The sequence below is a fragment of the Pseudomonas sp. BF-B-30 genome (genome assembly GCF_019956305.1).
In the GTDB taxonomy this organism is placed as follows: Bacteria; Pseudomonadota; Gammaproteobacteria; order Pseudomonadales; family Pseudomonadaceae; genus Aquipseudomonas; species Aquipseudomonas jessenii.
The window spans coordinates 21,841-36,078 of record NZ_JAHBDG010000022.1 but is presented as its reverse complement, the minus strand read 5'-3'; the positions used below and the strand labels follow the sequence as shown (position 1 = coordinate 36,078).

Genomic DNA, 14,238 nt, shown 5'->3' with positions numbered 1-14,238 from the left:
TTGGCTGAGCAACGCATCGGCCAGAACACGGAAGTCACCTTGCATTTCGCATTGCGCCTGGAGAACGGCGACACGGTGGACAGCACCTTCGATAAAGCCCCGGCGACCTTCAAGGTCGGTGACGGCAACCTGTTGCCAGGTTTCGAAGCGGCGCTGTTCGGTTTCAAGGCCGGTGACAAGCGCACGCTGAGCATCGAGCCGGAAAACGCTTTCGGCCAGCCCAACCCGCAAAACGTGCAGATCATCCCGCGTTCACAGTTCCAGGACATGGAGCTGTCGCCAGGTTTGCTGGTGATCTTCAACGATGCGGCCAATACTGAATTGCCGGGCGTGGTCAAAGAGTTCGATGACGCGCAAGTGACCATCGACTTCAACCACCCGCTGGCGGGCAAGACGTTGACCTTTGACGTAGAGATCATCTCCGTCAAAGCGCTGTAAGGCATTACGGGGCAGCTTCTGTTGCCACCGGACCCTGTGGGAGCGAGCTTGCTCGCGATGAGTGCCTGACATTCAATTTTGATATTGACTGACACTCCGCCATCGCGAGCAAGCTCGCTCCCACAGTTTGTTTTTCATTGTTTTCGCGCGCAAGACACGAGGCACAGCATGCAAATCAAACTCGCCAACCCCCGTGGCTTCTGCGCCGGTGTGGACCGGGCGATCGAAATCGTCAACCGCGCCCTGGAAGTCTTCGGGCCGCCGATCTATGTACGCCACGAAGTGGTCCACAACAAATTTGTCGTCGAAGACCTGCGCTCCCGTGGTGCGATCTTCGTCGAAGAGCTGGACCAGGTGCCGGACGACGTCATCGTGATCTTCAGTGCCCACGGCGTTTCCCAGGCCGTGCGCAGCGAAGCGGCTGGCCGTGGGTTGAAAGTGTTCGACGCCACGTGCCCGCTGGTGACCAAAGTCCACATCGAAGTGGCGCGCTACAGCCGTGACGGCCGAGAGTGCATTCTCATCGGCCACGCCGGTCACCCGGAAGTCGAAGGCACCATGGGCCAGTACGATGCTGGCAATGGCGGCGCGATCTACCTGGTCGAAGACGAGAAGGATGTCGCGGCTTTGCAGGTGAAAAACCCTGAAGCGCTCGCCTTCGTGACCCAGACCACATTGTCGATGGACGATACCAGTCGCGTTATCGACGCTCTGCGTGCGCGCTTCCCGGCCATCGGTGGACCGCGCAAGGACGACATTTGCTACGCCACGCAAAACCGTCAGGACGCGGTCAAGCAACTGGCCGACGAATGTGATGTGGTGCTGGTGGTCGGCAGTCCGAACAGCTCGAACTCCAATCGCTTGCGCGAATTGGCAGAGCGCATGTCCACTCCGGCCTACCTGATCGACGGCGCCGAAGACCTGCAACAGAGCTGGTTCGACGGCGTCGAGCGTATCGGCATCACCGCTGGCGCATCCGCCCCGGAAGTCCTGGTGCGCGGCGTGATCCAGCAGTTGCAGGCCTGGGGTGCCACCGGAGCCGATGAATTGGCAGGTCGCGAGGAGAACATCACGTTCTCTATGCCTAAAGAACTGCGCGTTCGTTCGTTGCTCTGAATTTATTCCCTTTTTCGCATAACGGCTGTCCAACCTTGTCGTTGCGCAGGCTGACGCGACCGGTCCGTGCCAACACCACTTGATGTTGGCTTACCGGTTCGCGAACGGTGCAAATGTATAACGTCCCTCCAATCAGTGACTCGCCCTGACCTCTGAATCGTATGGAACTTTCGACCGGACCGTTCCCCACAATCGACACGCGTGCGCCGCTCTGGCGTTCGGCCAGCAGTGGATTGTCGCTGTCCATCTCCCCCTTGCCGCTGATATCCAGAATCATCCGCCAGCCTTGGCTCCAGTCGCCATTGATGCCGTGAATCACCACGGCCTCGTTGCGGACGATGGCTTCGCTCCGGGCAGTGCGAATACTGCTGAAAAGGGCCTGCGCCGCTTGCTGTCTCTGGTTCGACTCGATCAGCGTTTCGAACGCCGGGCTGACCAAATGCAGAACAATTCCTGTAATTGCCAGTCCCATGAGCAGTTCGATCAGGCTGAAGCCTTGTTGCCGCATGACATCTCCCTCCGTGGTGTGCTGTAGCCCGCGCAATCCCTGCACGAGAAATGGCAACGCAAACGCACCGCATCGCTCGAATGTTGTGCTGCGCAAGAGCAGGTATAGCCGAAGGAAGCAGAAGGCCCCGATGGATCATCCTACAAAAGGTTTCACGCTGATCGAGTTGCTGGTCGCGATGGCGATCCTTCTGATTCTGCTGACTCTGGCTGTCCCGGCGTTTACCCGCTCGATGCAAACAACGAGGGCGGATACTGAAATCGCTGACCTGCGACGAGCCCTGAATTTTGCCCGGCTTGAAGCCATCGATCGGGGCAATGCCACACGGGTGCGACCGACGGCCGGTGGGGATGTCTGGAGTGGGGAACTGACGGTTTACGACGGTACTGGCGCTTTGGCCAATGTATTGCGGGTTGTTCCGGCGATGAGCGGCGGTGCAACACTGGCGCTAACCTCTGACGTCACTGCCATCGATTTCAACAGTATGGGCGGATTGTCATCACCGTCCTCAGAGGTGGTGATCAGCTATGGGCGGGGCGCACAAAGCAGGACGCTGACGGTGTGTTTGAACGGACGAATTCTATTGGGTGGAAATTGCGGATGAGGGCAGGGAGGCAAGGCGCGCAGGAGGGCATGACGCTGGTCGAAGTCCTGGTGGCGTTAGTCATTCTGGGAGTGAGCCTGCTGGGGGCTGCGGCGGTTCAGCTCAATGCGCTGAAGTACACGGACAGTGCGCGCATGACCAGTCAGGCCAGTTTTATCGCCTACGACCTGATGGACCGCATTCGCGCCAACGCCGCAGCGGATTACACCATTGCGCCGCCGGCCTCGGGCAATCCGGACGTTACCCGGGATCAGGATCTGTTTGATTTCAACGCCAACATCGTCAGTTCACTCGGAGCCTCCGCGACGGGCAGTGTTACCGTTAACCGGCAGGTGTACACCATCACTATTACCTGGGACGACTCACGGGCCGCGAATACTGCCGATTCGCGACGCAGCTTCATCCTGAGCAGCCGCGCGGCCATTGATCCGATGGTGATCCCGTGAGGCGCCGCAGCAAGGGTTTTAGCCTGGTCGAGTTGCTGATCGCCATGGCGTTGAGCCTGATCGTGGTGCTGGGCGTGGTGCAGGTTTTCATCGCGGCCAAGAACACCTATCTCAGCCAGAATGCGGCCGCGAACATGCAGGAGGACGCACGTTTCGTGTTGAGCAAAATGATTCAGGAGATTCGCATGGTCGGGATGTTCGGTTGCCTGGAAAGGATCACTGATTCCAGCAAGAACGGTGATTTCCATGCCAATCGTGTAACGCCGATCCGTTGGGACAATGGCAGTCGCAGTTTGACGCTGGTTACGGCGGATGTCGGCAGCAACGGCGACAAGCCGGACTGGACCGTACTTTCCGATTGTAGAACCAATTCGACGGCCTACAGTGAAGGTCGGACACCAGTGGCAGGGCAACTGGCATTTCCGATCCGGCGGCTGATTTACAGCTTCAACAACAACCAACTGCTCATGAAGGGCGGGGCCGCAGCAGACCAGGTATTGGTGGATAACGTCAGCGCTTTCGACGTGAGCTTCGGCCTGGCCAGTACGGCCACTGATCTGGCTGCTTCGCGCTACAGCAGCAACCCGCCGAACCCCGCGCTGATTCGTAGCGTTCGCCTGAGCCTGACCCTCACCGATCCGAATCACCGCGTGAGCGATCAAACCTTCAATGTGGTTGCCGCTCTGCGCAACCGCTTGCCATGAGAGGGTGCCAATGAATCGGTCTCCCATGACGTGTTACACCCAGCGCGGCATGGCCCTATTGGTCAGCCTGGTGTTCTTGCTCTTGCTGACGTTGATTGGCCTTTCATCGATGCAAAGCGCCACCCTGCAGGAAAAAATGGCCGGTAGCGTCGCCTTGCGCAACCAGTCGTTTCAGCGTGCCGAAGCCGCATTGCGGGTGGGCGAGAGTACAGTGCAACGGGACAGTTATGCGCTACCTGTTTGTAGCGGCATCGTTCAATGTGCGCCACCGTCCGAGTCTTCGACTATTACCGCTGCCGGTTTCAACGCTTCTTCCGGAGTGACCTGGATTGCATCGGGCAACGGCTTTTATGGTGTGCAAAATATTGGTGACAGCCAAGATGCGGTGAATGTGCCAATCAATACCCCGGCGATGTTGTATCGGGTAACGGCAGTCGGCATCGCGGGGCATTCGCGCAGTGTGGTGGAGAGCATCTATGCGAAGTACTGAGCGACCTGTCAGGTTATGGCCACAACTGTTTGGTGCCGTCGTCGCGCTTAACCTGTCGGTGTCGGCGCACGCTGCCACATCAGCGGATTCGCCAGCGCTGAACCGGCCCACCTGTCTGGCCAATGGCAACTGGTATGGTTTTTACCATGGCAATCAGGGGTTGAAGGCCGTCTGCCTGAAGCTGCCCGCTGCGATCAGCGTTAAGATGCTCGACAGCAACGCCGATGGAGTGGTCGACAACAGCGACACGTTATCCGATGGCGTGATCTTTATCGGGGAGCATTCGACCCAGGACGCCAGCGACAATGGCGGGGTCGTGAACGATTCCACTGGCGACGGTACTGCGGGGATGGAAAAATCCGGCGGCAGCCGTCGCATCATGTGGCGACAAATACAGTGAGTGAGAATTGAGGCATGCGTAGTTCCAACCGCGGTTTTACCCTGATCGAAATCATGATCGTGATTGCGATCATCGGTATTGTCATGACCATTGCTGCCCCGAGTTTCACCGAATACCTGAACAAGGGCCGTCGCGCGGAAGTAGCCGGTCTGCTCTCGGAGCAGGCGCAGCTCCTGGAGCGCTTCTACTCGCAGAAAAATGCCTACACCGATGCGACGGGCCTCAGTGCCGGCAATGATTACTACAGCATCACACCGACCCTGACCGACCAGACTTTTCTGCTGACGGCGGTGCGCAAGGCTGACTCGAGCATGGCCACTGACAAGTGCGGTGATCTGACCATCACCAACACCGGTGTGCTCGGTATGGTCAACGCGAAATCCGGCCTGACCAGCAAAGACTGCTGGGGGCGCTGAGTTTCTATTTCGGGTGCCTTTTGTACCCTCTGTCTATTTAACGATTGGATCAGAACATGACCAGGCAACAGCAAGTGGTGATTGTCGGCGGTGGGGTGATTGGATTGCTGACGGCCTTCAATCTCGCCTCCGAAGTGCAAAGCGTTGTGCTGCTGGATCGCTCGAGCGTCGGCCAGGAATCGTCCTGGGCCGGCGGCGGCATCGTTTCGCCGCTTTACCCGTGGCGATACAGCCCGGCGGTCACCGCGTTGGCTCACTGGTCCCAGGACTTTTATCCACAGCTGGGCGAGCGCTTGTTTGCCGCCACTGGCGTTGATCCTGAAGTGCACACCACCGGTCTGTACTGGTTGGATCTGGATGACGAGGCTGAAGCGCTGGCTTGGGCTGTCCGGGAAAATCGCCCGCTTAGCGCGGTGGATATTTCGGCAGCACACGACGCCGTGCCGGTGCTGGGCAGCGGTTTTTCCCGGGCGATCTACATGGCCGACGTCGCCAATGTGCGTAATCCGCGTCTGGTGAAGTCACTCAAGGCTGCATTGCTGGCGTTGCCGAACGTGACGATCCATGAGCAGTGCGAAGTCAGCGGGTTTGTTCGTGAGGGCAATAAAGTGGTCGGCGTGCAGACCTCCACAGGTACTGTTCCGGGCGATCAAGTCGTCCTGACGGCGGGGGCCTGGAGCGGTGATTTGCTCAAGCTTCTTGATCTGACGCTGCCGGTCGAGCCGGTGAAAGGGCAGATGATTCTCTACAAGTGTGCGGCGGATTTCCTGCCGAGCATGGTCCTGGCCAAGGGCCGTTATGCGATTCCCCGGCGCGATGGGCACATACTGATCGGCAGTACGCTGGAGCATGAAGGCTTTGACAAGACGCCGACCGGGTCGGCACTGGAAAGCCTGAAGGCGTCCGCGGTGGAATTGATCCCGGCGCTGGCCGATGCCGAAGTGGTGGGGCATTGGGCCGGATTGCGCCCGGGATCACCCGAGGGCATTCCCTACATCGGCCCGGTGCCGGGTTTTGATGGGCTCTGGCTCAACTGCGGGCATTACCGAAACGGGCTGGTGCTGGCGCCAGCGTCATGCCAGCTGTTTGCCGATGTAATGCTGGGCCGTGCGCCGATTATCGATCCGGCGCCTTATGCGCCTGCCGGGCGGCTCTGACTGCTGGATCGCAGTCGTTTACCCGGTCGCTATCGCGAGCAAGTTCGCTCCTGCAATGGTTCTGAGGTGTTCGCAGTTGTTGTGTTCACCAATGACCCTGTGGGAGCGAGCTTGCTCGCGATAAGGGCCTCAATCCAATCCAAACTTCTTGAGCCTATAGCGCATCGACCTGAATGACAGGTTCAACCGCTGAGCCGCCGCCGTGCGGTTCCAGCGGGTTTCCTCCAGGGCCTGGAGCAGTAGTTGGCGTTCGATGTTTTCCAGGTAGGCTTCCAGATTGTCGATCCGGGTCAGGTCCGGCACGCCACCCTCAGCCCCACAGTTGCCTTCAGCCAGGCGCAGGTCGCCGGCTTCGATCTGTTTGTTCTCACACAAGGTGTGCGCCCGTTCGAGCATGTTTTCCAGTTCCCGCACATTGCCCGGGAAGCGATAGCTCTTCAGCGCATCGAGGGCTTGGGGGTGGAGTCTCGCCGCAGGTTGACCGGTATCGGCGGCCAGTCGCTTGAGAATGTGGCTGGCTAGCATTTCGATGTCATCACGGCGCTCGCGCAAGGGCGGCACCCGGAGTTCGATCACGTTCAAACGGTAGTAAAGATCATGACGAAATCGTCCGGCGGCGACTTCGGCGCCAAGGTCCTTGTGCGTGGCGCAGAGAATGCGCACATCCACCGCCACTTCCTGCTGACCGCCGACGCAGCGTACGGATTTCTCCTGAATCGCGCGCAGCAATTTGACTTGCATGGACAGCGGCAGGTCGGCGACTTCATCGAGGAGCAGGGTGCCGCCGTGGGCTGTCTGGAACAGGCCGGGCTTGTCTTCGATGGCGCCGCTGAAGCTGCCTTTGCGATGGCCGAAAAACTCGCTCTCCAACAGTTCCGAGGGAATCGCCGCGCAGTTGATCGCAATGAACGGCTGATTGGCGCGAGGGCTTTGATCGTGGATCAGGCGCGCGACCAACTCCTTGCCGCTGCCGGACTCTCCGCTGATGTATACCGTCGCATGGCTGCCGGCCAGTTTGGTGATGTGTTCGCGCAGGTTGCGCATGGGCAATGAGTCGCCCAGCAAGCGACGATCGATGCCGACCCCGCGGGCAGGAACCAGCAGGGCGCTGGTGACCAGCTCACGCAGACGCGTAAGGTCCACCGGTTTGGTCAGGAAGTCGAATGCCCCGGCCTTGAGCACATTGATCGCGTTTTCGAGACTGTCATAGGCGGTGATCATCGCCACCTGGACCCGGGGGTGGCGTTGCTGGATGTGCTGCACCAGCTCCAGGCCGGTACCGTCCGGCAACTGCATGTCGGTCAGGCATAGATCGAAGGTTTCGCGTTTGAGCAGGGATTGCGCTTCGCCGACGTTGCGGGCGTTGAACGTCTCCAGCTTCATCCTTCCCAGGGTGATTTCCAGGAGTTCGCGAATGTCCGGTTCGTCATCGACAATCAAGACTTTTTGTCGTGGTTTGGTGTTCAACGTAGGTTCCGTCCGTGAGCAAAGGTCATGCAAAAGCAGCCGCTTTCCTGGCGTGCCTTGAAGTTTAGGCGGGACGGAATGCTTTCGCCCGGCTGGCCGGACAGATAAAGCCCCAGGCCCCTGATATGGCGGGCTGGGGCTTTATTTTCGAGTATTTCCAGTGATTTCAGCTCGAGCCGTAGCGGCGACATTTGCTCGCGGCGCTGCAGGTGCAGGACGTTTTCGATTACCCGGTTCATTCGCAGAGAGAGGTCTTGAATAATCTGTGTCAGACGTCGATCTGCGCCTTTCAGTTCCTTGGGTGCGCGCGATAGTCCTTAATCGGCCGCTATTTCGGGTGACGTGTCAGCGGCCGCTGGAATCCTTGTCTTGCTCGAGGTGAGCCTGGCTGCAATACCATCGTTGGTCGAGGCTCAGCGCGCGGTCGCGGGGCAGGTGGACGCCACAATGGGCGCAACGGACCATGGGCGCCGCGTCCCGCTCGGCAGGGGGCCTGGGGGTGGAAGCCTGACCCTTGAACTTGCGCCAGAACCACACTGCAGCGGCAATCAGGGCAATCCAGAACAATAAACGAAGCATGGTGAGCAGCTTTTTGATTGATGAAGCGGCAGTTTAGCCAAGGACCTGACAGGCGCACAGTGTAATAAAGCGCTGAAATAAAAAAGGGAGACTCGAAAGTCTCCCTTTTTGCACAACCCGGGGTGTCAGTCGAACACGCCGAAGGTCATGTAGCTGAACCACGAGCGGTCACTGTTGTTGCCTTCCGCTTCGTGATTTTCTTCTTCGATCACGTCGCCATTGTCGTCTTTAGGCTTGAGCTCGCTCGGGATGGCGTCCTTGGCGTCCTGGAACTGCCTCTGTACGTCCTGGTTGGCGCGGGTTTCGCCCGGTGGCAGCGGTGGACGGGACTCGATCAGGCCCAGGGTCGCCTTGCTCAGCCACGAACGGTTGTCCGCTTCGGCGACGGTCGGTACGAACTGGCCGTCCACCAGCGTCGGGTGGTTCGGGTAGTTGAGCTTCAGGGTTTCCAGGCTGGTGGCAGCCAGTTCGTCCAGGTGCAGGCGCTGGTAGGCCTCGGTCATCACCGCCAGGCCGTCGCCGACCGAAGGGGTTTCCTGGAAGTTTTCCACCACGTAACGACCGCGGTTCGCGGCGGCGACATAGGCCTGACGGGTCAGGTAGTAGTCGGCCACGTGAATTTCGTAGGCCGCCAGCAGGTTGCGCAGATAGATCATGCGCTGCTTGGCATCCGGTGCGTAACGGCTGTTCGGGAAGCGGCTGGTCAGCTGGGCGAACTCGTTATAGGAGTCGCGGGCGGCGCCCGGGTCACGCTTGGTCATGTCCAGCGGCAGGAAACGCGCCAGCAGGCCGACGTCCTGGTCGAAAGAAGTCAGGCCTTTGAGGTAGTAGGCATAATCGACGTTCGGATGCTGTGGGTGCAGGCGAATGAAGCGTTCCGCAGCGGACTTGGCCGCTTCTGGCTCGGTGTTCTTGTAGTTGGCGTAGATGAGTTCGAGTTGCGCCTGATCGGCATAGCGACCGAACGGATAACGCGATTCCAGAGCCTTCAGCTTGGCGATGGCACTGGTGTAGCTACTGTTGTCCAGGTCATTTTGAGCCTGTTGGTACAGCTCGACTTCACTGAGGTTTTCGTCTACGACTTCCTTCGATGAGCAAGCAGCGGTCAATGCGAGGATGGCGATCAGCAGCAGGTGTTTCACTTGCATGGCGGCTTGCGTCCCTATGACGGCCGCTGTCTTGGGCGTGGCCGTCCTGTTATGATGAGTGCCCCGTTGAATAGCCTCGGGGCAAAAGACGCCGTATTTAACCACAAGCGCGCAGCCGAAACCAAAGGCTGTGCCGACGCCTAGTCTGAGCATGTCCGATAAAATTGAACTTCGCGCAGAGGTGCCGTCCGAATTGGGCGGCCAACGCCTCGATCAAGTCGCCGCACAATTATTCGCTGAGCACTCGCGCTCGCGCCTTTCCGCCTGGATCAAAGACGGCCGCCTGACTGTGGATGGGGCGGTTATCCGCCCGCGAGACATCGTCCACGGCGGCGCCATCCTTGAGCTGACTGCCGAGCAGGAAGCTCAGGGCGAATGGGTCGCTCAAGACATAGCCCTGGATATCGTCTATGAAGACGACGACATCCTGGTGATCAACAAGCCTGCGGGCCTGGTGGTGCACCCGGCTGCCGGTCATGCCGACGGCACCTTGCTCAACGCCTTGCTGCACCACGTGCCGGACATCATCAATGTGCCCCGCGCCGGTATCGTGCATCGCCTGGACAAGGACACCACCGGTCTGATGGTGGTGGCCAAGACCATTCAAGCGCAGACGCAGCTGGTTACACAGTTGCAGAGCCGCAGCGTCAGCCGGATCTACGAGTGCATCGTGATCGGTGTGGTGACAGCCGGTGGCAAGATCAACGCGCCGATCGGTCGTCACGGCCAGCAACGCCAGCGCATGGCTGTGATGGAGGGTGGCAAGCAAGCCGTCAGCCATTACCGCGTGCTCGAACGCTTCCGCTCCCACACCCATGTGCGAGTGAAACTGGAAACCGGTCGTACGCACCAGATTCGCGTGCACATGGCGCACATCAACTATCCGTTGGTCGGAGATCCTGCCTATGGCGGTCGTTTCCGTATTCCGCCGGCCGCCAACCCAACCATGGTCGAGTCGCTGAAAAACTTTCCGCGTCAGGCGCTGCATGCGCGTTTCCTGGAACTGGATCATCCGACCACCGGTCAGCGCATGAGCTGGGAATCCCCATTGCCGGAAGATTTCGTCTGGTTGCTGACCCTGCTCAAGCAAGACCGTGAGGCGTTCATCGGATGAGTGACTGGCTGATTCCTGACTGGCCCGCGCCGGCCGGGGTCAAAGCCTGTGTGACCACCCGAGCGGGCGGCGTCAGTCTGGCGCCGTTCGACAGCCTCAATCTCGGCGATCACGTCGACGACAGCCCTGAAGCTGTTGCCGAGAATCGCCGTCGTCTGACCGATCATTTCTCCATTCAACCGGCCTGGCTGCAGCAGGTTCACGGGATTGTCGTGGCCCATGCCGATCCAGGCCGGGTGGACACTGCCGATGCCAGTTGGACATCAACGCCGGGCGTCGCCTGCGCGGCGATGACCGCCGATTGCCTGCCTGCGCTGTTTTGCGACCGTGCCGGTACTCGCGTCGCGGCAGCTCATGCCGGTTGGCGCGGGTTGGCGGCGGGTGTGCTGGAAGCTACGCTCGACAGTCTGGCGGTACCGCCTGCCGAGGTATTGGTGTGGCTCGGTCCGGCCATTGGCCCACAAGCCTTTGAAGTCGGCCCGGAAGTGCGCGAAACCTTCGTGCAGCAACTGCCTCAAGCCGCAGAAGCCTTCGTGCCAAGTCAAAACCCCGGCAAGTTCATGGCTGACATCTATATGCTGGCGCGTTTGCGTCTGGCGGCTCGCGGTGTAACGGCTGTCTATGGTGGCGGTTTCTGCACCGTGACCGATCCTCGCTTCTTTTCTTACCGTCGTGCGCCCCGCACTGGCCGATTCGCCTCACTGATCTGGCTGTAGCGCCCTGTCTCACGAATACTGTTCCTCTTTGACGGCGTCTGTTGCCGTCATGCTGCGTTGCCGCTCCTCGCCATAGCGGGCTATGACTCGTCGCGGCGCCTTGCCTGACGACAACAGCCACTCGCCAAAGAGGAACGTATTCGTAAGGCAGGGCGCGACCGCTAGACTTGCCTGACCTGCATCAACGTCCCGACGCTTGAAACTCCCAGAATCGACCACATCTATTGTGGTATCTGGCAGGTTTCTTCATTCAGGATGTTTTATAGGTCCGGCCTGCTCAAAAGGAAGGTGACCCATGCGTATAGACCGTTTAACCAGCAAATTGCAGTTAGCGTTGTCCGATGCCCAATCCCTGGCAGTCGGCCTCGATCATCCGGCCATCGAACCGGCGCACTTGATGCAAGCCTTGCTCGAACAGCAGGGTGGCTCGATCAAGCCCCTGTTGATGCAGGTGGGCTTCGACGTCAACAGTCTGCGTAAAGAGCTGACCAAAGAGCTCGACCAGCTACCGAAAATCCAGAACCCGACCGGCGACGTGAACATGTCGCAGGATCTGGCGCGCCTGCTCAACCAGGCCGACCGTCTGGCCCAGCAGAAGGGCGACCAGTTCATCTCCAGCGAGCTGGTGCTGCTCGCCGCCATGGACGAGAACAGCAAGCTCGGCAAGCTATTGCTCGGCCAAGGCGTGAGCAAGAAAGCCCTGGAAAATGCGATCAACAACCTGCGTGGCGGCGAAGCGGTAAACGACGCCAACCACGAAGAGTCCCGTCAGGCGCTGGATAAATACACCGTCGACCTGACCAAGCGCGCCGAAGACGGCAAGCTCGACCCGGTGATTGGCCGTGACGATGAGATTCGCCGGACCATCCAGGTGCTGCAACGTCGTACCAAGAACAACCCGGTGCTGATCGGTGAGCCTGGCGTGGGTAAAACCGCCATCGCCGAAGGCCTGGCCCAGCGCATCATCAATGGCGAAGTGCCGGATGGCCTCAAGGGCAAGCGCCTGTTGTCCCTGGACATGGGGGCGCTGATCGCCGGTGCCAAGTATCGCGGTGAGTTCGAAGAGCGCCTGAAATCCCTGCTCAATGAGCTGTCGAAGCAGGAAGGGCAGATCATTCTGTTCATCGACGAACTGCACACCATGGTCGGCGCCGGCAAGGGCGAAGGTTCGATGGATGCGGGCAACATGCTCAAGCCGGCCCTGGCCCGCGGTGAGCTGCACTGTGTGGGCGCCACTACGCTCAACGAGTACCGCCAATACATTGAGAAGGACGCCGCTCTCGAGCGACGTTTCCAGAAAGTGCTGGTGGACGAGCCGAGCGAAGAAGACACCATCGCCATCCTGCGTGGCCTCAAGGAGCGTTATGAGGTTCACCACAAGGTGGCGATTACCGACGGCGCGATCATTGCCGCGGCCAAGCTCAGCCATCGCTACATCACTGACCGGCAGTTGCCGGACAAGGCCATCGACCTGATCGATGAAGCCGCCAGCCGCATCCGCATGGAGATCGACTCCAAGCCGGAAGTGCTGGACCGTCTGGAGCGTCGCCTGATTCAGTTGAAGGTGGAATCCCAGGCGCTGAAGAAAGAAAGCGACGACGCGGCGAAGAAACGTCTGGAAAAACTGCAGGAAGAAATCGCACGTCTAGAGCGTGAGTACTCGGATCTCGAAGAAATCTGGAACTCGGAAAAAGCTGAGGTCCAGGGTTCTGCGCAGATCCAGCAGAAAATCGAGCAGTCCCGTCAGGAGCTGGAAACGGCCCGCCGCAAAGGCGATCTGAATCGCATGGCGGAGTTGCAGTACGGCGTGATCCCGGACCTGGAACGCAGCCTGCAAATGGTCGACCAGCATGGCAAACCCGAAAACCAGCTGCTGCGCAGCAAGGTGACTGAGGAAGAGATCGCCGAAGTGGTTTCGAAGTGGACCGGTATTCCTGTGTCGAAAATGCTCGAAGGCGAGCGCGAAAAACTGATGAAGATGGAAAGCCTGTTGCACCAGCGTGTGATCGGCCAGGACGAAGCGGTCGTTGCGGTTTCCAATGCGGTGCGGCGTTCTCGCGCCGGGTTGTCCGACCCGAACCGGCCAAGCGGCTCGTTCATGTTCCTCGGCCCGACCGGTGTCGGTAAAACCGAGCTGTGCAAGGCCCTGGCCGAATTCCTCTTTGATACCGAAGAGGCGATGGTGCGGATCGACATGTCCGAGTTCATGGAGAAACATTCCGTGGCTCGCTTGATCGGTGCGCCACCAGGCTATGTGGGGTATGAAGAGGGCGGTTACCTGACCGAGGCCGTACGTCGCAAGCCGTACTCGGTGATCCTCATGGACGAAGTCGAGAAGGCGCACCCGGATGTGTTCAACATCTTGCTGCAAGTGCTCGAAGACGGTCGTCTGACCGACAGCCATGGCCGCACGGTGGATTTCAAGAACACCGTGATTGTCATGACTTCCAACCTGGGGTCGGTGCAGATCCAGGAACTGGTCGGTGATCGTGAGGCGCAGCGTGCAGCGGTGATGGATGCGATTTCCAGCCACTTCCGGCCGGAGTTCATCAACCGGGTCGACGAAGTGGTGATCTTCGAGCCGTTGGCGCGGGATCAGATCGCCGGCATTACCGAGATCCAGCTGGGCCGCCTGCGCAGCCGCCTGACCGAGCGGGAGCTGAAGCTTGAGCTCAGCCCTGAAGCCATGGACAAGCTGATCGCGGTCGGTTACGACCCGGTGTACGGCGCACGGCCGCTCAAGCGCGCTATCCAGCGCTGGATCGAGAACCCGCTGGCGCAGTTGATACTGTCCGGTCGATTCATGCCGGGCGACACGGCTCATGGTGTGGTGGAAAACGACGAAATCGTCTTCGTCTGATCCAGATCGGCAACAAAATTGAAAAGGCCTCGCATTGTGAGGCCTTTTTTTCGTTAGGCTGTTGAACTCAAAGGA

Annotated in this window: 16 protein-coding genes and 1 pseudogene; 12 read left to right on the top strand and 5 right to left on the bottom strand. The window is 59.5% G+C overall.

Annotated features, from left to right (window positions below):
- Both fkpB and ispH read left to right on the top strand, forming a co-directional pair.
- Nucleotides 1–438 (top strand): FKBP-type peptidyl-prolyl cis-trans isomerase, encoded by a 438-nt coding sequence (gene fkpB, locus KGB29_RS12990; RefSeq protein WP_172435403.1) that lies wholly within the window; start codon nt 1–3, stop codon nt 436–438.
- A gap of 168 nt (nt 439–606) precedes the next feature.
- Nucleotides 607–1,554 carry a 4-hydroxy-3-methylbut-2-enyl diphosphate reductase gene (gene ispH / locus KGB29_RS12985; RefSeq protein ID WP_150813488.1) on the top strand — a complete coding sequence of 316 codons (948 nt, stop codon included), beginning with the start codon at nt 607–609 and terminating at the stop codon, nt 1,552–1,554.
- Here the strand turns inward: ispH and KGB29_RS12980 are convergent.
- Nucleotides 1,523–2,062, bottom strand: coding sequence for a GspH/FimT family pseudopilin (locus KGB29_RS12980; RefSeq protein ID WP_150813487.1), 540 nt, complete (start codon nt 2,060–2,062; stop codon nt 1,523–1,525). The genes ispH and KGB29_RS12980 overlap by 32 nt on opposite strands.
- Nucleotides 2,063–2,192: 130 nt before the next feature.
- Between KGB29_RS12980 and KGB29_RS12975 the strand changes: the two genes are divergently transcribed.
- The 7 genes from KGB29_RS12975 to thiO are packed head-to-tail and all read left to right on the top strand — an operon-like array spanning nt 2,193 to nt 6,279.
- Nucleotides 2,193–2,666: a GspH/FimT family pseudopilin gene (locus tag KGB29_RS12975; RefSeq protein ID WP_150813486.1), complete on the top strand. Its 474-nt coding sequence runs from the start codon at nt 2,193–2,195 to the stop codon at nt 2,664–2,666.
- Nucleotides 2,663–3,112: a type IV pilus modification protein PilV gene (gene pilV, locus KGB29_RS12970; RefSeq protein WP_150813485.1), complete on the top strand. Its 450-nt coding sequence runs from the start codon at nt 2,663–2,665 to the stop codon at nt 3,110–3,112. The genes KGB29_RS12975 and pilV overlap by 4 nt, the downstream gene beginning before the upstream one ends.
- On the top strand, nt 3,109–3,816 hold the full coding sequence (locus KGB29_RS12965) for a PilW family protein (protein ID WP_150813484.1): 708 nt from the start codon (nt 3,109–3,111) through the stop codon (nt 3,814–3,816). Before pilV ends, KGB29_RS12965 begins: the two co-directional genes overlap by 4 nt.
- Nucleotides 3,817–3,826: 10 nt before the next feature.
- Nucleotides 3,827–4,306 carry a PilX N-terminal domain-containing pilus assembly protein gene (locus tag KGB29_RS12960; RefSeq protein ID WP_150813483.1) on the top strand — a complete coding sequence of 160 codons (480 nt, stop codon included), beginning with the start codon at nt 3,827–3,829 and terminating at the stop codon, nt 4,304–4,306.
- On the top strand, nt 4,293–4,706 hold the full coding sequence (locus KGB29_RS12955; protein ID WP_150813482.1) for a hypothetical protein: 414 nt from the start codon (nt 4,293–4,295) through the stop codon (nt 4,704–4,706). The genes KGB29_RS12960 and KGB29_RS12955 overlap by 14 nt, the downstream gene beginning before the upstream one ends.
- 14 nt (nt 4,707–4,720) lie before the next feature.
- On the top strand, nt 4,721–5,122 hold the full coding sequence (locus KGB29_RS12950; protein WP_150813481.1) for a type IV pilin protein: 402 nt from the start codon (nt 4,721–4,723) through the stop codon (nt 5,120–5,122).
- A 56-nt stretch (nt 5,123–5,178) separates the two neighbouring features.
- Nucleotides 5,179–6,279, top strand: coding sequence for a glycine oxidase ThiO (gene thiO, locus KGB29_RS12945; protein ID WP_090451471.1), 1,101 nt, complete (start codon nt 5,179–5,181; stop codon nt 6,277–6,279).
- 129 nt (nt 6,280–6,408) lie between these two features.
- Here the strand turns inward: thiO and KGB29_RS12940 are convergent, their stop codons facing one another.
- The 4 genes and pseudogenes from KGB29_RS12940 to KGB29_RS12925 all read right to left on the bottom strand — a co-directional run bounded on the left by KGB29_RS12940 (nt 6,409) and on the right by KGB29_RS12925 (nt 9,473).
- A complete protein-coding gene (locus KGB29_RS12940) occupies nt 6,409–7,746 on the bottom strand; it encodes a sigma-54-dependent transcriptional regulator (protein ID WP_150813480.1) in 1,338 nt (445 codons plus the stop codon).
- Nucleotides 7,743–8,060, bottom strand: a pseudogene (locus KGB29_RS12935) (hypothetical protein); the annotation flags it as partial. The pseudogene KGB29_RS12935 and the gene KGB29_RS12940, both read right to left, overlap by 4 nt.
- A 31-nt stretch (nt 8,061–8,091) precedes the next feature.
- Entirely contained in the window at nt 8,092–8,325 is a 234-nt protein-coding gene (locus KGB29_RS12930) for a PP0621 family protein (RefSeq protein ID WP_057713250.1), read from the bottom strand.
- 125 nt (nt 8,326–8,450) lie between these two features.
- Complete coding sequence (locus KGB29_RS12925; protein ID WP_150813478.1) at nt 8,451–9,473, bottom strand: outer membrane protein assembly factor BamD; 1,023 nt, start codon at nt 9,471–9,473, stop codon at nt 8,451–8,453.
- 151 nt (nt 9,474–9,624) lie between these two features.
- Here KGB29_RS12925 and rluD point away from each other — a divergent pair, with 151 nt between their 5' ends.
- The 3 genes from rluD (at nt 9,625) to clpB (ending at nt 14,163) form a co-directional block, all read left to right on the top strand.
- The gene (rluD, locus tag KGB29_RS12920; protein ID WP_008052092.1) at nt 9,625–10,587 is read left to right on the top strand and encodes a 23S rRNA pseudouridine(1911/1915/1917) synthase RluD; all 963 of its coding nucleotides are present in this window, start codon (nt 9,625–9,627) and stop codon (nt 10,585–10,587) included.
- Nucleotides 10,584–11,303 (top strand): peptidoglycan editing factor PgeF, encoded by a 720-nt coding sequence (gene pgeF / locus KGB29_RS12915; RefSeq protein ID WP_150813477.1) that lies wholly within the window; start codon nt 10,584–10,586, stop codon nt 11,301–11,303. The genes rluD and pgeF overlap by 4 nt, the downstream gene beginning before the upstream one ends.
- A gap of 295 nt (nt 11,304–11,598) precedes the next feature.
- Entirely contained in the window at nt 11,599–14,163 is a 2,565-nt protein-coding gene (clpB, locus tag KGB29_RS12910) for an ATP-dependent chaperone ClpB (protein WP_057713253.1), read from the top strand.
- Nucleotides 14,164–14,238: the final 75 nt, after the last annotated feature.